This window comes from Sedimentisphaera cyanobacteriorum, assembly GCF_001997385.1.
GTDB classification, from domain to species: Bacteria; Planctomycetota; Phycisphaerae; order Sedimentisphaerales; family Sedimentisphaeraceae; genus Sedimentisphaera; species Sedimentisphaera cyanobacteriorum.
In genome coordinates this window covers 259,794-284,443 of sequence record NZ_CP019633.1, presented here as the reverse complement: position 1 = coordinate 284,443, position 24,650 = coordinate 259,794, and the positions used below count along the sequence as shown (strand labels likewise).

The 24,650-nt window shown below is 48.3% G+C and carries 13 protein-coding genes; 3 read left to right on the top strand and 10 right to left on the bottom strand.

The window, feature by feature from the left end:
- Positions 1–56: 56 nt before the first annotated feature.
- From L21SP3_RS00955 to L21SP3_RS11955, 3 genes are all read left to right on the top strand, one after another.
- The gene (locus tag L21SP3_RS00955) at positions 57–821 is read left to right on the top strand and encodes a glycoside hydrolase (protein ID WP_161488038.1); all 765 of its coding nucleotides are present in this window, start codon (positions 57–59) and stop codon (positions 819–821) included.
- Entirely contained in the window at positions 721–2,160 is a 1,440-nt protein-coding gene (locus L21SP3_RS00950; RefSeq protein WP_118084500.1) for an RICIN domain-containing protein, read from the top strand. The genes L21SP3_RS00955 and L21SP3_RS00950 overlap by 101 nt, the downstream gene beginning before the upstream one ends.
- Before the next feature lie 101 nt (positions 2,161–2,261).
- On the top strand, positions 2,262–2,438 hold the full coding sequence (locus L21SP3_RS11955) for a hypothetical protein (protein ID WP_161488037.1): 177 nt from the start codon (positions 2,262–2,264) through the stop codon (positions 2,436–2,438).
- A gap of 269 nt (positions 2,439–2,707) precedes the next feature.
- Here L21SP3_RS11955 and L21SP3_RS00945 read toward each other — a convergent pair whose 3' ends face one another.
- The 10 genes from L21SP3_RS00945 to L21SP3_RS00900 all read right to left on the bottom strand — a co-directional run bounded on the left by L21SP3_RS00945 (position 2,708) and on the right by L21SP3_RS00900 (position 24,485).
- Positions 2,708–3,583 (bottom strand): glycosyltransferase family 2 protein, encoded by an 876-nt coding sequence (locus tag L21SP3_RS00945; RefSeq protein ID WP_077538675.1) that lies wholly within the window; start codon positions 3,581–3,583, stop codon positions 2,708–2,710.
- Positions 3,580–4,599, bottom strand: a complete 1,020-nt coding sequence (locus L21SP3_RS00940) for a glycosyltransferase family 2 protein (RefSeq protein ID WP_077538673.1) — start codon at positions 4,597–4,599, stop codon at positions 3,580–3,582. Before L21SP3_RS00940 ends, L21SP3_RS00945 begins: the two co-directional genes overlap by 4 nt.
- Positions 4,592–5,593 carry a glycosyltransferase family 2 protein gene (locus L21SP3_RS00935; protein WP_161488036.1) on the bottom strand — a complete coding sequence of 334 codons (1,002 nt, stop codon included), beginning with the start codon at positions 5,591–5,593 and terminating at the stop codon, positions 4,592–4,594. The genes L21SP3_RS00940 and L21SP3_RS00935 overlap by 8 nt, the downstream gene beginning before the upstream one ends.
- Positions 5,586–6,608 carry a glycosyltransferase family 2 protein gene (locus tag L21SP3_RS00930; protein ID WP_077538669.1) on the bottom strand — a complete coding sequence of 341 codons (1,023 nt, stop codon included), beginning with the start codon at positions 6,606–6,608 and terminating at the stop codon, positions 5,586–5,588. Before L21SP3_RS00930 ends, L21SP3_RS00935 begins: the two co-directional genes overlap by 8 nt.
- The gene (locus L21SP3_RS00925) at positions 6,608–7,573 is read right to left on the bottom strand and encodes a glycosyltransferase family 2 protein (RefSeq protein WP_077538667.1); all 966 of its coding nucleotides are present in this window, start codon (positions 7,571–7,573) and stop codon (positions 6,608–6,610) included. The genes L21SP3_RS00930 and L21SP3_RS00925 overlap by 1 nt, the downstream gene beginning before the upstream one ends.
- Positions 7,574–7,577: 4 nt before the next feature.
- On the bottom strand, positions 7,578–9,725 hold the full coding sequence (locus L21SP3_RS00920) for a site-2 protease family protein (protein WP_077538665.1): 2,148 nt from the start codon (positions 9,723–9,725) through the stop codon (positions 7,578–7,580).
- Positions 9,726–9,729: 4 nt separating this feature from the next.
- Positions 9,730–10,878 carry a 1-deoxy-D-xylulose-5-phosphate reductoisomerase gene (locus L21SP3_RS00915; protein ID WP_077538662.1) on the bottom strand — a complete coding sequence of 383 codons (1,149 nt, stop codon included), beginning with the start codon at positions 10,876–10,878 and terminating at the stop codon, positions 9,730–9,732.
- Positions 10,879–10,884: 6 nt separating this feature from the next.
- Complete coding sequence (locus L21SP3_RS00910) at positions 10,885–11,934, bottom strand: hypothetical protein (RefSeq protein WP_077538660.1); 1,050 nt, start codon at positions 11,932–11,934, stop codon at positions 10,885–10,887.
- 86 nt (positions 11,935–12,020) lie between these two features.
- Complete coding sequence (locus L21SP3_RS00905; RefSeq protein ID WP_161488035.1) at positions 12,021–20,819, bottom strand: M6 family metalloprotease domain-containing protein; 8,799 nt, start codon at positions 20,817–20,819, stop codon at positions 12,021–12,023.
- Positions 20,820–20,918: 99 nt separating this feature from the next.
- Positions 20,919–24,485: a hypothetical protein gene (locus tag L21SP3_RS00900; RefSeq protein WP_077538656.1), complete on the bottom strand. Its 3,567-nt coding sequence runs from the start codon at positions 24,483–24,485 to the stop codon at positions 20,919–20,921.
- Between the last annotated feature and the right edge of the window lie 165 nt (positions 24,486–24,650).

The window sequence follows — 24,650 nt, the reverse complement described above, 5'->3', positions numbered from 1 at the left end:
GCTGGCCGTTTATGGCCATCTGAAGGAATATATCAAAATAACTGAAAGGGTTTGCCGTGAAAAAAACTCGAATATCAACTTTCACCTCCGCTTTACTGCTGTTTATCTCATCCGCAGCATTCTCTTCTCAGAATGTTGTTATTGATAAATCGACCTGCTGGGGCGAGTGGGAAGGCTGGGGATGTTCACTTTGCTGGTGGGCAGCTGAATTCGGAAACCGCCACGACCTTGCAGATATCCTCTTCACCTATGACTACACCGAGCTGAACGGAAAATCTCTGCCCGGGCTCGGGATGAATATCGTACGATACAATGCAGGTGCATGCAGCTGGAATTCAATCAACGGCACTCAAATGCAGGAATCGCCTAATATAGGAGACTCTCGCCAAATAGAAGGCTTTTGGATAGACTGGCGCAGCAGCGACCCGTATTCAGAAAGCTGGGACTGGTCTGTCGATTACCGGCAGAGACAGATGCTTCAAAAAGCCAAGGCCAGAGGGGCAAACCGTTTTGAGCTTTTTTCCAACTCGCCGATGTGGTGGATGTGCAAAAACAACAATCCCTCCGGATCAGCATCAGGTTCAGAAGACAACCTCGCTCAGGACAGATTGGATGAACATGCCTTGTATATGGCAGCTGCGGCAGAATATTTCAAGAATAATTTCGGCGTAAGCTTTACTACCGTTGACCCTTTCAACGAACCGATCGCAGGCTGGTGGGATGCCGACAATAATCAGGAAGGCTGCCATTTCGACCGTTCCTCTCAGGCTCAAATCATTGGTCTTCTGCGCGGCGAGCTGGATTCAAGGGGGGCTCTCTGAGCTCAAGATATCCGCCTCGGATGAATCAACATTCACAATGGCACTGAACACGCTTGATGCCTTCGACGCCGAAACAAAATCAAAAATCGGCCAGACAAACGTGCACGGTTATCAGGGAACAAACGGCCCGAGAGAACAGCTTTACTACCGAAATGCAGGCAAGCGGCTTTGGAGCAGCGAATACGGCGGCAGCGACCCGACAGGAATGGAAATGGCGAAAAATATATGCCTCGACTTCCGCTATCTTCATCCCAATGCCTGGTGCTACTGGCAGCCTCTGGACTGGGCAAACTGGGGCCTTATCGACGCAAATCTCCCGAACAGCTGGATCGGCCAGGCTGAGAACAAATTTTTCGTTCTCGCTCAGTTCACCCGCAAAATCCAGCAGGGAGATCTAATCCTAAGCAGCGGCAGGGAAGATACAGTTGTATCTTTCAGCCCTGAAAAAGAAAGGCTCGTGATTGTAGTTGTAAACGAAAGCGACACGCAGGATTACAACTTTGATCTGTCCGCATTCGAATCAGCAGAAGGCCCTGTAAAAAACTGGCGCACACTCGCGGATTCAAGCGAGCAGTATGAACGGCAAAGCGATATCCCCATTTCCGGAAAAACATTCACAGCAGAGATTGAGCAAAACAGCGTTCATACCTTTGTAGTGAAAAATTTACAGCAGCCGGCGGAAAGTATCGGCAGCGAGCCCAAACAGGGCTTCTGGTATAGAATCACTCCGCAGCACAGCGGCAAATGCATTGAAGTTAGCGGAGCATCCACTGCGGAGGGGGCTAATGTAGAGCAGAGCAGCTTCTCATGCGGGGACAACCAGCAGTGGAAGCTGCAGGATGCGGGCGAAGGCTTTTTCCGCCTAACCCCCCGCCACGCAGAGGATAAGTGCCTTTCGGTTAAGAATCAGTCTGCCGGCAACGGGGCGAATCTCCAGCAATTATCCTTCAGCGGTCATGCGAGCCAAAAATGGCGGCTTGTCCCCAGCGAAAACGGAAATTTCTCTCTTACATCCAAAAACAGCGAAAAGGCAATGGATGTAAGCTCGGTATCAAAAGCTGACGGAGCTAATATAATTCAGTGGCAGGGAAGCGGACAGAATAATCAGATTTTCCAATTCACAAAAATTGAGCCTGTATGCAGCATATCTCTAGCTCAGGGCGATATAAACGAAGACTGCAGAATAAATCTGGCAGATCTTGAGATTGCAGCTGAAAACTGGCTCTCTGCCTGCCTTGGCAGCGGGCTTGAAGAAATGCTCGGGGATGACTGCACAGTAAATTTAGCTCATTTTACAATCATAGCCGGCCACTGGGGAATTTCCGGCGCGCAGGATTAAAAACCCTCTCAGCCCCTTGCAAAAAAACCAGAAAAGCCTTGAACATGGGATTTAATATGTTAGTATAAAATGTAGAAGGAAGTTAAGTGAAAGGGTTAGCCATGAGCGTCCGAAAACACAACTTAACACGATTTGAAGGCGGCAATCATCTTGAGGGGGCAGAGATAGCTGTATTTATACTCCTTGTGCTGCTTTTCGCAGCAACATTAGCCCTCTTGAGCTTTGCAACCGCTGAAGCGGGCGGAATACCAGCCAACAGCTTCAATATGTTCTACTAAAAACTTAATCAATGCCAACCAGTCCTTTGCGGACTGTTAGAGGATACGTTTTATTGTGGACCGCCGGCGCTTTTCTTAAAGCGTCGGCCAAGACATTCAAACGCACCCTGCAAGCTCAGCAAATCTCGAGGGGCCGACGAAGACGATACCTAAAATGGCGCTCGACTGAGTGCAGGTGAAGGCGTTTAACGATAATTTGGTTTCGTTAAATTAAGGAGATTTTGCTAAACTAAACAGAAAGGCTCGTCCGAAAAAGGGGCGGGCCTTTTTTAATCGAACATCTCACGCTCCACCCTCTTCATTACCTTATAATACCTGCGGACTGTCTGCCTGCTGACCTTCGCATATTTCGAAGAATCGGGCAGGGCTTTGAGCACATCTTTTAAAGCAGCGAAATATTTATTCACAGTTTTATGCTTGAGGGCATAGAAAAAATACAGCCCGAGCTTCCGCATAAAGAAAAGTATATTCTGCGGAAACGGGAATCTTCGCGTAACAACAAAGAGATAATTCCGAAATTTGTAATAATCCCAGCGTCCGTCTTCGTTTGCCCCGCCCCCGCCAACCTTCGGATGCCACATAACCACATCCGGACGGGAAACCATCTTCCATTTTGAGTCAAGGATTCTGATGCCTAAATCCAGAGCCTCATGATACTGAAAGAAATCGTCCGGGTACAGCCCTACATCCGCAAGCATCTCCATGCGAAAAGCGCAAACGCCTTCATAGAAATGAGCGGGCTCTCTGCCTGCCTGTTCGAACTGCCTCGCTCCGGCATCGCTTTCAGGATAACGCTGCCGGAAAACGACAACGCCAAGGGCAGGGTCTGAATCGAAGGCCTCCCGCACCTTATCCACAGCCCCCTCTTCAAGCCAGCCGTCATCATCGAGATTTATGATAAAATCAGAGCCGCAGATTTTGAATATTTCATTTCGTCCGGCAGGCCCGCCCAGATTGGAGCTGTTTTTAATGTATCGAACCTGCGGATAGCTGTTTTTCACAACCTCTTCGGTGTTGTCGGAGGAGTTGTTGTCTGCAACAATCAATTCATCCCCCGGGCTGATCTGCGTAAGCACAGAATCTACAGCTCTTCGAAGCTCCTTTGAGCGGTTGAATGTGAGTATGCCTACAGCCGCTTTGCTCATTCCTGCACCTCGGCGGGCAGGCCGTTAGCTTTGATATATTTCCAGTAATCGAGGAATCTGTCGCTGCCTGTGAGTCCGGCAAGTTTGAGAATCCGATAAGCGCATCTCATAGCAGGCGAAGAGAACGGAACGCTCCTGCACAGACAAAGCAGTGCTTTGTAGTGAACCGGAAGCAGGTGTGAATATTTTTCTCCAGATTTCCCGAATGGCTTCCAAAGCTCAAGAAACGCCATAGAGAGCATCGCGTTCCTCACAATTTTACCTGCAAACGGGCGGAATTTTTCTAATCTGCCCTTCCTTCGGGCGTTCTCAAGGCTTCTGTCTATCAGCGGGAAGAGGTATCTGCCGTCTTTGGCGGCCGCTCTTTTCGCCATTGCCTCCTCGCTGCCCCGCCCCATATACTGAACGGACAGAGGCTTGTTTATAAAACCGTATTCCGGAAAATCCATAGCTATCCGCCAGTACAGGTCTCTGTCTTCGTTTCTGTAAACCTGAGGCTCAAACAGCCCGCTCACTGCAAACACATCGGCCTTTATCATTAGCGTTATCGTAGAGCTTGAGCAGAGGCCTTTATTCATAAGGGAAAAATATTCTCCCTTCACTTCGCCTTCCGTTTTAGATATTGATGTGTTTTGCAGGCCGTTCTTTTTGATTGAATAATTCGTGCCGCACCAAACCAGCTCAGGGTTATGTTTAAGAAAAAGCGTCTGCATTTCGAGCTTATCCCGCGCCCACTCATCGTCGCCGTCGAGAAAGGCTGCCCACTCACCGGCCATAGCCTTGATCCCGTCGTTTCTCGCAGCTCCCGGGCCGCGATTTTGGTCTCTCTGAAGCAAACGAATCCTGCCTTCAAAACCCTTGAGAACATCGATTGTTTTATCCGTGCTGCAGTCGTCCACAACTATTATCTCCAGAGGCTCAAGGGTTTGGCTGAGCGCAGAATCCACTGCCCTGCTGATCGTATCAGCATTGTTGAAGGCAGGGATAATCACAGATATTTTCATCTTATCACTCATCGATTTTCTTCGGCGGCCTGACTGCACGTTTTCTAATTCCGGTTTTGCGAACAACTTTAGATATCGCCCTGAGAGTTCGCATAGTAAGCCCGGGAGTTAGCGTGAGAGTCATTATAACAAAATATTTCCAAGCCGGTAAGTATCTCGCAAACTGTTTTGCAAACTGCCTGACCTGATATGCCCTGTTATCGAAGAGGCTCGCCCTGCACCAAGCAGGCACCTGCCAGCCGATATGCTCTGAGAAGGCATTAAGGCTGCCTGCATCGCCGGCGAGTTTTATGTGGCGGTTGAGCAGGTTTGCAAATTCATCTATCGTGCACAGCCGCCTGCTTATGCTCCATTCTGCATCTAGATGATATATAGCGGCCGGCTCGGAGGAATAACCTATCCGCGGATACCGGTGAGCAATGCGAAACCACATATCAAGGTCGTTCGCTATTTTCTGCTGCTCACGGAAAAGCCCGCATTCAAGCAGAACATCCTTCCTGATAACCATCGTATCCGTACAGCCTGAGGCCTGTTTCCTGAATGCTCTGAAATAGTTTTCGTGATAGTTTTTGCCGTTAAGTATATTTGCCGCAGTTTCGGGAGGAGTGAAAGGGAAGCTCCTGTTTTCTGATTGAAGGTAATTTATATGGTTCGCTGAAGACCAAACGAGAAACGAATTCTCAAGGAGTATGCTTTCCTGCGTTTCAAGATGTGTTTCCAGCCACTCATCATCGGAATCGAGAAAGGCAATCCAATCACCTTCTGCTGCTTTTATACCCGCGTTTCTCGCAGCGCTTGCCCCCTGATTTTCCTGTTCAATAAGCCTAACCCTTTTTCCAAAACTTCGAACAACCTGCGGGGTGTGGTCTGCTGACCCGTCGTTGACTACTATAATCTCATCGGGAGCACGCCTCTGGGAGAGTACGCTTTGTATGCTTTTGCCTATCCTTTCAGCAGAATTGTATGCCGGCAGGACAGCTGATATTTTCAGCCTCTTCTCACTCACTTCTGCCCGCCTCGTCAAGCACATCCTCAAGCTTGTGAAAGCTTCTGCCTGCGAACCTTTCACGGCAGAATCGCCTTGCAGGAGGGCCGAGAAGCCGCTTGAAGGCTGTCCAATACTTAAAGTACAGGCTGAAAGCCATTTCCCGCTGAAGCTTTGAATAGAGCTTTGAAAATTCCTTCATTTTCGGGAAAGACTGATGGAGAAATTCAGCATCCGCCTTCATCCCCCGCCTCGCACGCCTCCTCGCTTCCATAAGCGAAACATAGCTTATCACTTCTTCCATCTTGCCCCTGAGCTCTTTCGGACAGAAATTCAGTATGCAGGACGGGTCGAGAAAAATCGTAGGCAATTGCGATGGGACTTTGTTTGAAAGCCCGCTTGCATCTCGGTGATGTATCACGGCTGATGGGGTAATGATAGAATATTCGGCATTTGCAAGCACTTTATAAAAGAAAACCGTATCAACGCCGTTGCGTTTTTTGTTATCGAATCCCCGTACATTTCGGGCAAGGTCGGTTTTTACAAGCGAATTTCCGACATGGAAAAACTGAAGCCTTTCGAACGCGCTGAGCGTATTATCACGGGCAGATATCTTTCCTATTCCCTCGCGCAGAGCGGTTTTGCCAAGATTGTCTGCAATATCAATGCCCTTAGGGAATTCGTAGTAAGTTGTGCCCACGATTCCCACGTTGGCCCGCTTCATCTCATTGTAAGCGTTCTGCAGGTATAAAGGCACCCACTCATCATCGGCATCGAGAAAAGCAAGCAGGCCGGCGTTTGCGTTTTCAATGCCGGTATTTCTCGCCGCGCCCGACCCGCCGTTCTCGCGGTCTATTATGCGAATCCGCTGATCGCTGCAGCAAGCAGCAATTTCCCTGCTCGAATCGTTTGATTCGTCATTAACTATTATAAGCTCAAAATCCTCGAAGCTCTGAGCGAGGATAGAATCTATTGCCCTTTTCACAGTCTTTTCTTTATTGTAAAGCGGCATAATAACTGATATTTCAGGCTTCATCAGATATCACCCCTTTCGCCTGCTTCTTTCAATTCGGGAATCTTGCGCTGCAGGTAACGGTAATAAAGCTTCGGGAGGTATGACCCGAGACGGTTTGAAAATCTGTACCGGCTTGAAAAAAGGCTGCTGTAATCTAAGAGTATTCTTCTCACTGCACCGCTCTTCCTGCTGCGGATTAGAAGAAGTATCCACCATTTGAGGATTATCCTCAAGCTCGGGGCAAACTCCTCTCCAAGCCCTGCATCTTTTGCTTCATTAGAAAGCTTTTCGGCAAGCCTCAAAGGGATTTTCTCATCCATCACGCTGCGTGTTATAAAGCTGAACTGCCTCTGCTGTACCGCGAGAGGTGAATTAACATACAAAATTTCAGGCTGACGAAAAGCAGCACGGAACCACATATCTATATCATTAGAGCGTCTGAGATTTTCATCAAACAGCCCTGCCTCAATCAGAAGCGAGCGTTTTATGAGCATTGTATCTGTATGGCCATTTAGACCTTGAGGGTATAAATCAAGATAGCTTGCGGCAAAGCTCTCATCAAACTCATCATTCACTGCGGCAGGCTTTGCATCGCCGCTTTCATCTCGGCAGATTTTGTACCCGCCGGCAGACCAGCATATATGCGGATTCTCCTTGAGCACAGAAAGCTGGAGCTGGTTTTTCTCTTCAAGCCAGTAGTCGTCGCAGTCAAGGAAGGCTATCCATTGTGAGCCGGCGGCTTTAATACCCGTATTCCTAGCCGCTGATGCTCCTCGATTTTCACCTCTGATAAGCCTTATTTGATCGCCGAAACTCTCAGCAATCTCTGCGGTTCTGTCTTTAGAGCCGTCGTCAACAACGATTACTTCGTTTACAGGGGCAGTTTGCTTCAGGACGCTTTCTACCGCCCTTTTGATTGTTCTCTCAGCATTGTATGCCGGAATTACTGCACTAACAGAATATTCGCTGTTTTGAGAACTGCACATACCCTCAACTGCCGTTTATGATATTGGAGATATCGTTGAAGATAACCACCGCAAATAACAATGCAATAAGCGCAAGTCCGATGTAAATCAGCACCTTCTGAACGTTGTAGCTAACTGGCGAGCCCTTAATCTTCTCTATAACCAGAAGCAGAAATACGCCGCCGTCAACTACGGGAATCGGGAGGAAATTCATCACAGCAAGGAAGCAGCTTATCATACCCATAAAGTATAGGTAGAAGGCAAAATCCTGCTGCTCAACGATCCTGTGGCTTATGCGGGCTATCCCAATCGGCCCGGAAAGCATATCCGCACCAATCTTTCTTTCAAAAAGCCCTTTGATTGTGCTGATGCTCTGGCCGAGCATATCGCCCACCCAATACGTGCCGAGCTGGAAGGCCTGAATTATATTCTCGCCTCTATACTCAACCCGCAAATCATCGAACGGCTCAGGCTCTGCAAGCTCTTTTACGAGCTCAAATCTTTTGCCTTCATTGAGCTCTAAAGAGAAATCTTTCTTTTCCCCGCTGTCAAGCTCAAGCTTGAGGCTGAGCTGTTTGGTTTTCTCGTCTTTAAGCAGACTCACAATATCGAAGCAGCTGCTTACCTTTTCGCCGTTTGCCTCGAGTATTCTTGCAGCCTTGGGCAGGTCTGCGGCTGGATAATTCTCTCCAGAGCTTGAGGTGTCAGCGATAATCGGCATAGACATCGCAAGCACCGGGTTTATCCCTATTTTCGGATCTCCGCCTTTCTCACGAACCTCGGGGGTTACCGTAACACTAACCTCTTTCCTCGGCCCTTCCAGCTCGCGGAGAACCACAAGCTCAAGCTGTTTGTTTTCGTGTTTCGATACAACATCGTTGAGCTGATTGAACGTGGGGAATTTCACATCGCCAGCCTGAAGGATCACATCGCCCCTAACGAATCTGCTCTCTGAGAGCTTTTCCGGCTCATCAATTCGCGGGTCGAAAACGCCTATTCCGCCGTTTATTTTCAATGGCGGAACGATCGAGTGAATATTAGCCAGATTATCGGTTCTGTTGTAGAGATTACCCGTTGTTACAGGGTACGAGAGCTTGAAACGTGAAGAAACAGCCTCGAGCAAATCCTCATTCTCAGCAAAACGCTTTGCTGAAAACATGATGTAGGGCTTGTATATCTCTTTGAGCTTATCGCGGTAATCCTGATAAGAGCTGATATGCTCGCCGTTAATTGCGAAGATTTCATCGCCCGGCTCCAGCCCAACTCTTTCATAATATTCTTCAGCATCCTGAAACTCGGCCACCTCAAGAACTTTCGGCTTGTAAATCCCGAACATCTGCGTTCTGGAAGCGTTTGATGGCTCAATCTGAACCTGCTTAAGCTCATCCTCGCCCCTGCGGAGCTCCATTTCAACCGGCTCATCCTCCCCGCCAAGGATACCTGCAAGAACAATGTGGGTATAATCGAGATTAGACCTTCCGCCAACCTCCATCTTTCGCCCGTTGATAGAAACAATCTCATCTCCGGGCTCTATCCCTGCCTCCTGAGCGGGCGAATCCTCTGCAACATACCCCACCACTGCGGGGACTTTATCAAGCCCGTATCTGGCAAGGCCTGCAAAGAGCAAAAACGCACCAATAACATTGAAAATCACGCCGGCGGAGACAACAGCCATCCTCTTGCCAACGCCCTTATTTACGAACGAGCGGGGGTCATCATCCTTTTCCGAATCCACAGGCCCCGAATCATCCTGCCCCTTCATCTTCACAAACCCACCTATTGGCAGAGGACCGAGGCAGTATTCAGTGTCTCCGTCTTCTTTAAATCCCAGAGGAATCGTTACAATCCAAAGGCAGTCGTCCTCTATATTCTCCCTTACTCCGGAGGTCTTAGGAAGCAGCCTCACTCGCAGCCCGCCTCTTGCCTTCTTAATCCCGAAAAGATAGGGCGTACCTATAGACATACCGATGCTGAACGCCTCGCAGTCTATATCGCAGGCGCGTGCTACGAGGAAATGGCCAAGCTCGTGTATGAATATTATTAACCCAAAACCAAGCAGAGCGATCGCCCAGCTTGATGCAGTTTCCCAATTTGCTATAAAGAAATAGCCTATTAATGCCAGAAAGATTACTAATGATATTACTAAATCTTTTTTCGATTTCTTTTTTTCCATATTTTTATTTCTTCAAACTGTAAACATACCGGCGTGTTTGCTCATCAGCGTCGATAATATTTTCCGCTGTAACCTCGCCGGCTGCGGGGTAGTTGTTAATTGCTTTTTCTACAAATTCCATAATTTCAATAAAAGATATCCTGCGGCTTAAAAACAGCGCTACCGCTGCCTCGTTTGCCGCATTAAAAACGGCAGGCTTCAGCCCGCCTTCTGCGCATACATCATAACATAATCTCATTGCAGGGAAAAGTTCGCAGTTCGGCGATTTAAATGTGAGAGTTTGATAGCTCGCCAAATCTGCCGATCTGCAAAGCCCCTTAACTCTTTCCGGATAAGTGAGTGCGTATTGTATGGGCAGCTTCATATCGGGCTCGGATATCTGGGCAATCATTGAACCATCGACAAACTCTACCATCGAATGGACAAGTGCCTCCGGATGCACGAGCACATCAATTTTGTCTGCGGGAACATCAAAGAGCCACCTTGCCTCAAGCACCTCAAGGGCCTTGTTCATCATTGTGGCTGAGTCCACAGTGATTTTGCGTCCCATATTCCATCGCGGATGCTGAAGGGCCTGCTCATATTTAACCGCTTCAATCTGCTCAAGGGTGTATTCATGGAATGGGCCTCCTGATGCGGTGAGAATAAGCTTAGAAACCTCCATCGGATTTCCGCTTCTCAAACACTGCGCCAATGCAGAATGCTCCGAATCCACAGGTAGAAGCTCAGCCCCATACTGCTTTGCAGTTTTTGTAACTATGCTGCCCGCTGCGGCGAGTGGCTCTTTATTTGCAACAGCAATCCTCTTGCCCGCTTTTGCAGCAGCCAAAACCGCCTTAAGGCCTGCAAAACCCACCACTGCCACCAGCACAATATCTGCCTCGGGAAGTGATGCAAAATGCTCAAGGCATTCGCTTCCGCTGGATATACAGCAGTTACTGTTTCGAGTTTCTTTTAAACTGCTGTAAGCCTGCTCTGATACAATTCCGGCATATTTCGGCTCAAACTTTTGTATCTGAGCTTCAAGCAGTTCGCCGTTTTTATTGGCAGCCAGCGCAAGAACCTCAAAATCATCGCCCAATGCATCAATGACATTCAGAGCGCTGGTTCCTATAGACCCGGTAGAACCGAGAATAACAACACGCTTAGGCATAATTTATCAGCCGCTGATAAGACCCATCCGCTTGGAAACCTGCTTCTTCCAGGTGCATGCGTTGATCTGGGCAAATACAGCCAGAACGAATACAAGCAGCCAGAGGCCGGCATATCTAAGCGAACCAATAATTACGTCTATCCAGCTAAGGCTTGCGATCTTTTCAAATACAGCAATATCTTTCGGCAGATACATAGCACCTGCGATATAAAGCTCGCTGAAAGGAATCTGCCACGGGAAGAAAAATACAACCGCTGCCCCAGCAAAGAGAACTGCGCTGGTTATCTTTGACATACCGCCAAGATTTGCAGATACCGAAACGCATGTACTCATCATACAGGTCATAGCAAAAAACAGCAGTGAGAAAAATACCACACCATTGGAAAGATTAAGAATAACCTCCGCTTTCTCAAAGCTGAGCTGCCAAGCGGGCTGCGGTGCCTCTTCCTCGCCTTTCATCTGCTCTTCAGAGCTGAGCTCATCCGGGAGGTTTGCTTCAAGCTCCATTTCGCTTGTTTTAGCAGCCTTTTCAACTGCCTTTTCTTCGATGCTGTCAGTTGTCTGGCCGGTTTCAAGCTTATCAAGCTGCTCAACAGCTTCTGCGGCCTGAGAATCTATCTCTTCTGCCGCCTTGTCTATCTCGTCTGAAAGGTCTTGAGCCTGCTTTTCTGATTCATCAGAACTCGTTTTAGAATCAGCCTTTTCTTTTTGAGCATTTTCTTCTTCAGAAGCAATATCCTGCTTTTTTTCAGCCTTTTTTTCAGGTTTTGTTTCCTGAGTTTGCTCAGATGCGTTTTTGTCATCCTGGGGCTGATTAGGAGTTTTCTCTTCGGGAAGCGCGCAGTTTCCGCCGCCGCAGGAAGTTTTACTGCTTGAGCAATTGAAGGTGTAATCACCGGCCGAGCCGCTGATGCGTCCCATAAAGGATAAAACCATTATCCCAAGCGTGCACAAAAGACCAACTATCGCCACCACAAAGAAAAAATTCCGTGCTCCGTTTAAGATGTTTACCGTTTCAATGGCATCGACTTTGTTATCTACATTATTGGCGCTCATAATCAACTCTCTTTTAATCTAAAGCCATTATAAAGACAAAAAAGGCCTCCCGCCCTGCGGAAGGAGGCCTTTGAAAACGCTGTGTATTATATGGTTGTTCCGCCGTCGCCGGTATCGCCTGTGTTATCAGTATCGTCGGTATTGTCGGTATCGTCAGCGGTGTCGTCCTCTTCCTCGTCTGGATCAATCACAAGGCCAATCCTTTCGACATCATCAAGATTGAGCTCAATACCGAAGCTCCTGATAATTACTATCTGTTCCTGATCGTCGAGAGTATAGGAGTTGCCTTCGGCATCGCCGCAGATCACTTTCCAGCGGCTTGTTGTGCCGGTTGGCCCTATCGGAACTGTCCAAGTAACAGTACCGCCCTGATCACCTTCTTCAGCAAATGCAGCCTCGCCTTTCATATCCTCGATTTCTTCTTCGATCAGATCGGCATTTTCCTGCGGATCGAGGCGTTCGCCGCTCTCGTCAAACATTATGATTCCGCCCGGAATAAGCTTCGGACTGCTCAAGCTGCTGTTTGTCAGGCAGATAAACTGATACCATACAGGCTGAGATATATCAATCGAATCTGTAACAGCGGTGATAGTATGATATACATAATCATCCCATATCAAATATTCGCCATCTACGATATCAGCGCCTATTATGTAGCTCAGAGGAGCCGGCGGCTCGGTATCGATTATGTTTTCAATGCTTGCAAACGCAGAGGCCTCATCAGACCATTCGCCGAGGTTGAAGTTTCTGGAGAGGTCTCTTGTGCGTACTCTGTAAGTATAGAGCTCGCCAACCGGCAGATCAGTATCGATGTATTCAGGCTCTTCGATCCAGCCGCTGTCGTGCCCGTTGCCGCTTGTGCATTCGAAGTAGTATTCTACGCCGTTTTCGTCTGTTGCTTCAACAGCTACCATCTTTATATCTGCCAATCCGCCTGCAACGTTCACTACGTGCGGGCTGAGAAGCATACCTGTTTCAGATAGAGCCCATTTAGACTTATAAATATTTTCTGCGTTCAGATCGGTAATCGGAGGCGTTGAATCGTCGCCTGCAACAGTTCTGCCCGCAAGAGACCACTTGGTTTCATTGCCCTGAGCATCTCTTGCCCTGCAGCGGTATGCATATTCATCCCCTACATTCAGGCCGGTATCGAGGAATTCTCTTGAAACGCCCCAGTCCCGTGCAATCTTGGCTTCCGGGTATGTCATCTGGAACTGATACTCCACAGAGCCGATGCAGTTGTCAGTAGTCAGGCTTGCCACCATACGAATCTCGCCCACGCCTGAGCCGTTTGAAATCGGCTTGGTTTCCCAAGTCATCCTGCGGGGCTGGTTTTCAGTGAAGTCCTGCTCTACCAGCTCGCCGTTCTCTCCGTAAAGAGGCTGGGGAGCTACAGAATCCACCTCGCTGAGGCTTGCCATTACCGTTCTGTCAAGGGTATTCACGATCCCGTCTTGGTTGAGATCGCGTCCGTGGCACCAGTATGGCGGGTAGCACTCGTCGAGCCAGTATTCCGCCATAGACTCTACAGATTCAAACTGACTAATCACCCCGTCAAAGTTGAAATCGCCCTCGAGCCCTTCAGTTGTCGGAAGAACATAATGGTATCCGATATCAACACGGTCAACATCGAGCTCGTTGTCAGTAGTTGTAGTATGCCTGTAGATATCGTAATCCCTCGCATTGCCTGCACCCTTGTCAAAGCATGGGCTCTCAGGCTTGTTCGGGTCTATTGCTATGGATTTCTTGTTGAGATAATAAACGCCTTCCTGCGCCCATACAGGATCGCCAACGATATTATTCGCTGCCGGGTCCCATCTGTCGAAATCTGCGTTGTAGTTTATCTTGGAGCTTCCGTTGGTATATACAGGGCTGCCGTATTTAATATGGGGCTGGCCTTCTTTAACACGGAATACAAGACGTCCCATTGCGTTGCTGTTTCTCGAACGGGCGATAAGAGCTGTTGTGCTGTTATCGAGGAAGGCGCTTGGCTGCCCGCTTCCGCTGAGCTCGTAGAAGCTGCCCGGGCTGCCTGTTCCGTCTGAGAAACCTACAACAGCAGAATTTCCGCCGAGCCCGTCGGCTCCGTTCTGGTCGTCTCCGGTCTCCCATTCGATCTGGTCGTAGTTGAATTCGATATCGAAATCATTCTCGCCGCGGTCGCTTCTGTCTATTAGAACTAACTGGAACTTGTTTACCTTGTCCAGATGAGACTCATAATAGCCCACTTCATTCCACGTTACAGCAAACACCTTAGTGTCGATGTAAGACCCGTCTTCTGTAAGCACTCGTGCAGTTCCGCGGGCCGCTTTGGCGGTATTGCCTCTGCTGGTATCCACATCCGCATGGAACGGTGCGATTACCGGCGTGCCCAAATCACTGCTGAGAAGATAGTTCTGTATCTCAGAGAGCGCCTGCCAGAATGATATGCAGCCGTTTTCATTCACGAACACGCTGTTGGTAGTCTGCTCGTAGAAGTTTACGGTAAAGCCCATCTCAATCAGCGAGGATGAGAAGTCGTTCCCGTATTCTTCAGCATCGAAGACATAGAGGTCTGTTTCAGATTCGAGCAGAATTTCCTGATCAGATATGCTGTATGTTGATTCTGCCGGATTCCTAACAGGCCTTACTGCTTCAATGCCCATATCTATCGGTGCCTGCTGAACGTTGCCTTCTTCGATAAGGCTGTACCTTACATCTGCAGTTGAAGGCTCGCCTTCATTCACCTCATTAACAGCAATCTGAGCCCCGTTAGAGCTGAGGTTGCCGTAGAATATGCTGTTTATTGCTGAAATATAGCTGTCGTTAGTTGCAAGCAGACCGCCGCCTTTGCCGGTAGAGCTTGTAACGACATTATCTGCCAGAGTACAGTTGATAAGCTGCGGGTCTGAATATTTGCTGGTGCATAATCCGCCTCCGCCGAATGCGGAGTAGTTGTTATTAAGAAGCACATTCCGCAGATATGTAGATCTGTATTCGGTTGTCTCTAATACATCAGTGAGAGTTTTTCCTGAGATATACATACCGCCGCCGAAGCCGCCGCTGACATTTTCGCTCAGCACGCAGTCAACAATCTGATTCTTGCTGGTGAAAAGCGCCAACGCCCCGCCAAGGCCTGCCCTGCTGTATTCCCCGAGATCCACCGGATCTAAGACATTGCCGTCTTCGTCTGTATAGCTGGCTCTGATATCGGTGATAAACAGATTAGCCGTATTTTCGATGAAGTCGTTTCTAATAAATGCGCTGAAGCCGGCAGAATGAGATACAGTCTCGTTGAGCTTTGGTCCCCAAGGCTCGCCTGTGATCTGGTCTTCTTTCTGGCCAACAGCGAAATTCCATCTGTAAACATCATACTGATTGCCCTGATCGTCGGTATATATCAGAGGCCCGATACCCGGGAAGAGAGGATCCTCGGAAAGGAATTCATATCTGCTCTGAGAACCGCCGGCACTTGTTACAGCACCGCCAACTGAAGATATGTTGCCAGTAAAAGTGCAGTCTTCAACGATAAGATTCTCTATCTGGTCGGTTTCGTCATTGATTACGCCGATATTGTCCACAGCAATCGCACCGCCTACAACAGCCTCGTTGCCTTCAAAGCGGCATTTACGGAACACGGGCAGAGAGTTTCTGTTTGCATAAACTGCACCGCCGTAGCTCATATAGCTGTTGTCTTCCTGAATCTCACCGCCATCGGGATGAGTAGTAGGAATTTCGTAGTTTGCGATGTTATCCCTGAACAGGCAGTCTTCAAACAGCGGTTCACTTCTCGCATCGCAGAAAACAGCTCCGCCAAACGAAGGTACTCTCCAGTGCTGCCTCGGGCTCGCCCCAGAGCCGCCTCGAACACCGCTGGAACCGCTTTGAGAATTGTTCTCTATAAAATCGCACGAAACGAATTCCGGTCTTGCGCCGATGCCTATATACACAGCACCGCCGCGTCCGCCGTAGCTGGCTTTTGGCTCTATAGAAGAGAAATTCCCGTAGTAGGCGCTGCCGTAACTGTTGTAATAAGAATACATCAAATTCTGTTCAGGAACAGGGGATGGATAGCCCACTCCGCCGAGGACATCTATCTGCTCTAATCCGTCATCTCCGGCAACTTCGTACGTAAAGTAATATATGCCTCGTTTATGGAAAGGCAGAACAAATCTTGGGAATCCTATATTGCCTGCTCCATAAATATCATCATCATCATATCCGAAAGCTGGATTTTCCGGAGAATCCCACATTCCGCCGTATCCTGCAATACCGGCGCCGTTTCCGCCGTGTCCGCCCTGTATTTCACATCCTTGGAAAGTGCAGTTTACAAACCTCGGCTCGCAGAAATCGCTTATAGTTACCGCACCGCCCAGCGTGTATCCGGGCCAGCCGCCTTCGCCGAAGTTAGAATCATCAGATGCTCCATTGCTGCCGTCTGCAACATCGAAAGTTGCATTAATAAAGCTGCAGTTCTCAATGGTGGGCGAAGCCGTAATCCATTTCCCCTCTTCAGGGCCTTGCGTTAGTACAGGATAATAGCTGTTCCCGTAGTTCATCCATTCGTATTCCGGAACGAACAGCGAGCAGAACCTCATTACAGAACCTCCGCCCGGGGTTCCGTTATCACCGTTAAAGAACGGGTTCTCAGGGGTTTTGCCATTATAGTTCGTCAGTGTTCTGTAAGTCTGTCCGGTATGGTCGAAGGTGATATTTCTTATTATTGTATTTCTGCCGACATCCCAGAAGTTCCAGATTCCGTCTCTTATAGACACATCATCAGGGTTGCCCGTAGCGCCTTCAATAACAACCGGCCTGTCAATATTTATAACTAATCCAGTGTCTGGATATGTATTATCATCCCAAGAATATTCGCCCGGCAAAACTTGAATAACATCGCCGTCTTCGAAGGTCGGGTCAACCAGAATATTCCTGACAACATCAGAGAGGTTGCTGTCTCCCTGCATGCCCACAGTCCAGACATTCGGCTGGTAGAATTCAACTTCCACAACCTGCTGCTGCTCTCGGACTGTAACCTGATTCTTCAGGCTCAAAGAGGCGTCGTTATCCGTGCCTGTCCAGCGAACTTTATGCTCAGACTCGAGCGGCTCAACTCTTAGATCTACTACCTCGCCTTTTGCGTATTCTTTAACCGGCGTAAGCTCGCCGTCCTGATAAACTTTGCCGTTTCCGCTCTTAACGTAAACCGTAAGCTCTACTCTCTGTTTAACGAGCTCAGCAAAGAATTCCCTGTGCTGATCGATAGTCATAACAATCTTGTATGGTTCGCCGCCAATTTCATTATCAACATACATCGGCTGGCCGTTTTCATCGTAGAATGCGTAGAAATCAGAGTCCGGGTCATCGCCTCCGAGGATCTCCGTCATCTGCTCGCCGTCTTCATCCAGCCATTTCTCGAACATATATGAGCTGTCCGAGGATACCTCAAGGACTACCTGCTCGAAAGGCTTCACGTTGAAGTTGTTCGGATCAGCCGGGTCGAAACCGTACACGTATTCCTGCCCGGAAGGATTATCAGACAATGTAAAGTTTCCAGCTGCCTGTCCGCCTTCTTTCGGCGAAACATTGATAGACACCTTGAAAACACCGCCATAAACCTGATTCGGGTCGTTATAGTGGTATCCAATATCAGCTGAATCATTGTCATCAGGGGCATTGTCTGTTCTGGTAGAGAGGCTATCAATATCAAAATCGGAAGGCTCACCATACCCGGCATCAACACATGGGCTTGTAGCAGAGCTGCCCAAGTCAGAAGCAAGCCTGTTGTACTGATCAAGAATCTGCCCTGCACCTTCATTGCTCAGGTAATGGTCTCCGAGATAGCCCTGAACATACATCGGGTCATCATCGATGTTGCCGGTTGAATTCGGTATATTGTTAACTTGTGAGGCTCCAATATATCCAACTACATTCTCATCCCAGTAATCAGCTCCGTTGTTGAAGAATAGGTTGTTCTTAAGCTCCACATCAATCCCGGCAGCCGCCTCGTAAACTGCGTAACCCGGGGTATTTGAGAAGATGTTGTTGTAGAACTGGCTCTGGCCTGCTGCACCTGTAAGGTATATCGCTCCGCCTGCAACGAGGCCGTCGTTATTATCAAAAGTACAGTTGTAAACTTTGTTCTGATTATGTGGAGAATCAAAATACAACGCCCCGCCATACCAGCTGGAGGTGCATTCATAAAGGAGATTATTCACAAATTCTACAGCACAGTCGGAGCTGTAAAGTGCACCGCCGTAAATATTTACGCTGTTTGATACAAAACGGGAATCTCTAATAACGCTGTTATCATCTACAGACTCAAGGCTGATGCTGCCGCCGTTGAATCTGGCTTCGTTGTCTTCAAACCTGCACCGAGAAAATTCTACGTATCCGTCTTTGAAGAAAACAGCACCGCCGTCGGATTTGGAGGAGTTCCCTTCAAATTCGGTACCAGAGGCCATCACAGAAGACTGCCCCTCGCCGTAAATACACGAACCTCCGTCTCCTCTGCCTATGTTGCCCGAGAATTCGCAGTTTGTGAGCTCTATGCTGCCATTTTCCAGGACAAAGGCATTTGTATTATCAGAGAAATCATTGTATTCAATTGAAGGCGCTACAAGATTCTCGCCTGTTTCCGGATCTGTAACAAACTGGCCGGTATCATCTATTACTTCTTTAGGTGCTCCAGTTCCGTGTTTAGTGAACGAGCAGCTTTCAAATACTGCCAGAGAATTGTTAGAAACATTAATGGCTGAGTACGGATGCCCTGTAAATGCAAAATCTTCAAAGCTCACCTGCTCGCCCTGCGAAACAGTGAGAGAAGGAATTTCGTTCGGGTCTCCGGCCATATCAGGATCGTAATCCATATAATCGATATTAAATGCGATATTCGTAGGCTCAACAGGAACGGATTTGTAATCATCCATATAGTCCTGCCAGTTGTCATCGTTAGGATCGTTCGGGTCTGCGGCCTCTGCATATACAGCGAGGCTCTTGCCTACCGTATCGAGGAATTCGTGGTATTCGAAGCCGTCTGCAACGTAGATATCATCTCCGTCTTGAGCGGCATCAAAGGCTTCTTGAATAGTCTTAAATCTCTCAACTTCATTGGCCATATCAGTGGGGTCTGCACCGCTTGGACGAACTATTCTTGCATATTTTGGAGATATTTCAGCATAGAAAGTTACCTCACCGCCCGGCTCTGATATCTCATAAAGTCTCAAACCTGAAGGTTCGCCGTTCCACCAAACTGAATTTGGCTGAATATTCTGATCTGCGTAAAACTCCGGAAATCTGGGAGCGCCGAATAAATCAGTTCCATCACCCTGACCATTCCCGTTTTCGAGATCAAAATTTCCGTCAGCCTGTTCAAGCGAAACATGATAATGCCTATCAGGAGTCATATGCTCCTGGTCGTTAGCACCGTATCCGCCCTTGCCTTCATCGACATGCCATACTGCAAGGCCGTTATCTGCCGCAGAGCCTTTCCTGCCAGAATTGATTATATTTTCTATTACGAAGAATTCTTCAAGATTTTCCTCGTTCATAAATACAAATATATTTCCCTGATATTCGTCAAAGGTTTCCCAGTCTTCTTCAGGGGCTTCTGTAGCCTGCATCTCGCTGCCTAAAGCGGTGTGCAGATTGCCTTCACTTTCACTGGTAAGATACTGAGGGATTTCCCAGCCGCTGAGCCAGCGGAAATAGCCGTTTATAGCCATCGGATTTGTTCCGTTTCCGCCGTATGAACCGCCGGCCATCAGCCCGTAAGAACCGATTCCGCTGGATTCATAACCATAATCGTACAGGTCAGGATAACCGCAAAGCATATGTCCGTTTTCATGGGCGAATGTACCAATTTCCATCGCAGGATTTTCTGAAGTACCCATATCTGTAATCTGATATACATCGAACGTAGCTCCGTCTATGGTTACGGTAGCACCGCCGCCTGCACTCAAATTATACTTGTGCGGCCAAAGTCCTGCTCCCCATTCGTTAGGCCTTTGTCCTGCATACAACACGTTCAATGCCTGAACCTCTTCTGTAGCAGGGTCTATTGTAAGTGTGGAAACATCAATTTGGTCTGCAAGGCCGTTTAGAGCCTCTCTAATGAGCCCTCTGGCAGTCCCCGGGCCGTCATTATAGTAAGTAAAATCATTTTCAGCAGTATAATATCCTGCCACCTGATTTGTATATGTAAGCTTTCCGTTGGAAACTCCGTAATAGTAATCTCTGATAGATCCGTTGTTACCGTCAGCGTCGTATCCGACCAAGTTGCAGAAATTCTCAACGCATCTCTGTTCGTTATCGCCAAGTTCCTCCGCTGATACTGGTATGTCTCCGGATATGTCTGAAAATTCTATAACAATTGTAAGGCCTTCTATCTCACCGGTTACAGGCCTGTAGTATTTAGGCTCAAAGGTTTCCGGGTCGTAAGGAAGCTGCTGCAGTGACTGTTTCTGAGGACCCTGCTCAGCCGGAATCATATATTGATCAGCCTCATATTCTTCAATCTTGTTCAGGCGAATTTCCCTGATAACCTCTGATTTTATATCAAGACTTTCAGGAAAAACCCCGCGGTTATTCTCAGCAGCCGTACTGTTCCGGAATTCCGGAAGTGAAGTGTCTGTAGGTTCGGTGGGGTTGTATCTGATATCAAGCGGTTTGAACTGAGTACCATCCTGGCTGATATCTGCATAAACCAGCATACCGTCTTCGTCATTAGTCAGGGTGTAGCCGTCAAGGCTTTCAAATCGGCCGTAGAATTCGTCGCCGTATCCCCTAACCTTAACTACGCTGCCGTCAGGCTGGCGTACCTTGAAAACCCCTCCGTTATACGGAGCTGCAAAAACAGCCGCTGAGACAAACATTACAACCAGTAACGAAAATATTCGCTTAACCATATATATATCCTGCTGATATCTTATCGTTATAATTTCGCAATATGCGCCTCGGCGCATAACCGTCCGAGCGCCAAGGCATTACTAAAATCCGTCTTTGCTTTAGAAATTGCTTTCCATCGCATCCACGGCTTCTTTTTCCTGTTCGTCCCTGAGGATAATGGAAGGCTTAACGAGTATGAGCAAGATGCTCTGGTCTTTAAGCGTGCCTCTGTTTTCAAACAGCGGGCCTACGAAAGGCATTTTGCTCAAAACCGGCACTCCGCTCTCGGCGGTTTTCTGGCCTGTAAGCTTCTGCCCGCCAATTAGCAGGGTTCCGCCGTCAGGGACAGTTACCCTCGTACCGATTCTCGCCTCTTCCCTCACAGGGAGCTGGATAGGATACTCTTGCGTTCCAGTTCCAGTATCCGAAGGAACTGTATATGTATCGAAGTTGGTCTTGAGATACTGAGTCTGTATCCCGAGAATCACATATTTCTTGTCCGCTGTAATGGTTGGAGTAACAGTAAGATTAACACCATCACGTATCCTGTCGATCTCAGGGTCTGCAATCGTTCTTACAAGCGGGTTATCGCCTGTAGTTGAGAGGTCTTCAAATTCGTAATCGCTCACGAAGCTTGTTTCCTTGCCCACTCTGATACTCGCACGTTCACCATTGAGCACTGCTACCCTCGGGGCATTCAGGCTCTTTGCGTCTTTATGAGCCTGAGTGGCCTCTATCAGGAAGCTCACCTGAAGATCGTCCATAACATAGCTTCCGTTCATTGAAGATGCAATTGCACCTGCCAGAGAACCCGGCAAGCCTGAATCTGAAGGTGCGCCGCCTGATTTGTGAGATTGGGTAAATGCGATCTCATTCCAGTTGGAATCGTCCGGATTGATTACCATATCCAGATCAATTCCGATCTGCTCAAGGAAGTTCTCAGTTACCGTGAGGAATCTTGCCTCAATTGCAACCTGCTCGCCGAGAGTAAGGCGGAGCTCGTCTATAAGCTCTTTGATTTTCTCGTGTTGTTCGAGGGTTTGGCGGATTACCAGCACATTATTCTGGAAAGTGGTAATAGAACCATCGCCGCCGGCATCGTACCAGGTTTCCGGTGCAACAGTTTCCTGAATCAGATTAACAATAGACTGAGCACGTGTGGAAGCTCTCTGGGTTAGAGAGTCGCGGGTATCTTCCTGCTGGTCATCATCGTCGGATTCATAGTCATCACCGCCGCCGCCGCCACCGCCGGCAGTTCTTCCTTCGCTCTGTCCGTAGTTTGAAACGTCCATCTCAAAGCTGAAGTTCGCTGTTTCGCCCAAGAGCTCACGAACATCGTAGCGTTTTGTAACCATCTTATCGGGCAGTGAGCCCATAGTGGCAATCTGTATGATCCCGTCCTTAACTACATAGCTCAGCTCTGCAAGCCCGCCTGCAACTGAATCAAGCAGAAGCTCTAAGGCTGTTTTAACCTTCACAGGAGCCGGTATTGTGAGGTTTATTGGCGTGGTCTGGTCGATAAACGCATTTTCATCCAGATCTCTCCAGAGAACGATAATCGTCAGCGGAGGATTTGTGGAATTCCTGAGCACTTCAAGCGCCTCGCCGAACGGCATATCTTCATATAATGCCGAGAGGTCAACCTTCTGATCAAGCAGACGGTAAACATCAAGGTTTTCCTTGCTCATTCCGTCGCTCTCGCGCTGTTCACGCTTTTTAACGATTTCCTTCCAGTTGGAGGGGAATGTCATATCGTCTGCATAAGGGATTGATGCCTCATCGGCTTTGATGAGGGTTTCGATCTCTTCCCTGTGCATCTTATTCTGAACCTCAATCTGCTTGCGCCATGATATTGTCTGCTCTAATGTCTGCTTCTGGAGCAGTGCCATACTGTTGAGCGGGTCTATAGCGAGAAGGGCCTCGAGCTGAGCGAGGGCTTCTTCATAACGCTGCTCTCTCTGGAAGGCCATAGCGTTTTCCATGTAGTCTTTCACCGCCTGCTGGCGCTGACGTTCCATATCCCTGCGTATCTCCTTCTCGAGCTCTTCAGTCTGCTCACGTTCAATCTTGGCAGATTCGATCCTCGCCTCCTGCTGGAGGTTGTCTATCTTTGTGCTGAGAGAATCCAGGCGTGTTTTATATTCGCTGTATAGCTCATCGCCGAGGAGCATCTTGGTTTTCTCGATGTTTGCATAGGCCACCGAGAGCGCCTCTCTTGCCTTGGCAAATTGCTCATCGCCGAGATACTGGTTTGCCTTTGTAACTGCATCGTTCACTATCGCACGTGTGTAATCTCTCTGACGGTTCCTCTTTTCGCTGAGGACCCTCAGATAGCTGTCTTCTTTTGCCTCAGGGGATTTTTTCTGCTCGGAAGCTTTGGCCTCTGCGCTGATATCCGGCTTTTCCTGCTTAGCCTGCTGAGCTTTTTCTGCTTTCTTTTCAGCAGTCTGCTTTTCAGCAGTCTGCTTTTCAGCTGCAGCCTCTGCGGCCTTATCGGCCTTGGCCTTTCTAGCCTTTTCTATTCGAGCAAGGAAATCACTGCTGTCTTTACCCCAGTATTTCGGATTGAATTCGCTTTTCTCAACGAGCTGGAATCCCTCTTCAGCGGCATCAAAATTGCCCCCGCGATACTGCTCCACGCTCTCACGGAAGAGCTTATCCATAGCCTCTTCACGAGCTTTCTGCTCGGCTTCTTCCTTCTCTCTGGCCTTTTTCTCTTCGGCCATTCTGGCTTCTTCTTCTGCCTTTTCGGCCTCTTCAGCCAGCTCTTTGCTCTTATCACTGATCTTCTGAAGGAAGTATTCGCTGTCTCTGCCCCAGAAATTCTTTATATCATAGCCGCTGTCTGCAACTGCCTCGAATCCGTCTTTTGCGGCTTCGTAATTCCCGGCCTTATACTCTTCAACGCTCTGCTTGAAAAGCTCCATCGCTTCCTGCTTTGCGGTGCCCTCAGAGGCATTTTCCTGCTTTTTCTGCTCAGCGGAGGCCTGTTCGGTTTGCTTAGAAGCTGCCGTTTGCTCTGCATTGCTGCCGGCATCCATCGCCTCTTTGATTTTGGCGATATAATATTCGCTGTCTCTGCCGAACCAGTTGGAAACATCAACTCCGCTCCGGCTTACCTTCTGGAAGCCCTGCATAGCTTCTCTCAGCAGTCCGTCTTTGTAGAGCGATACGCTTTCGTCGAACAGAGATTCCATCTGCTCTTCAACCTTCTGCATAGACTCTTCAGCAGATTCAAGGACCGACTTAGCCTCTTCAACCTGAGCCTTGCTGGCATACTTATCAGAGACAACCTGATTAAGCATCTCAAGCCCCTGGCTGTAGTCTTTGCTGTTTACAGCTTTCTTGCCGTTTTCCAGCATCTCTGAAACACGGGTTCGAGCCTCGATAGCCTGATTTACCCTTTCAAGCATCGAATTAATCCGGCTCTTTTGAGCTTCGGTCATATCTGAAGAATATTCAGACTTGGCTTCAAGAAGCCCGTCTTTAGCTGTAGAATACAGGCCTTTGTCGTACTGAGACTGACAAACTTCGATGTACTCGTCAACTGCCTTTGTCAATGCAGCATCATCCTGAGCTGCAAAGCCAACGACAACCGTAGAAGCTAAAGCAATAAGCCCAACGGCCAAAACGGTTCTTAGTAACACCATTCCTTTACGTGCAACAAGTGTCGCTAAATTAGCCACTATTACCTCCGGCAATGTATAAGTATATTAAGTGTCAATTTTATATGCTATCCGATCCGGAAACAAATTTCCGGAAATAGTCTGCTAAGTTTATAGTTAGGCCTTCAGCTTTGCAAGCCAAAAATACCTTTCGCTGTCAATAATTTATTGTCATTTGGATTTTTC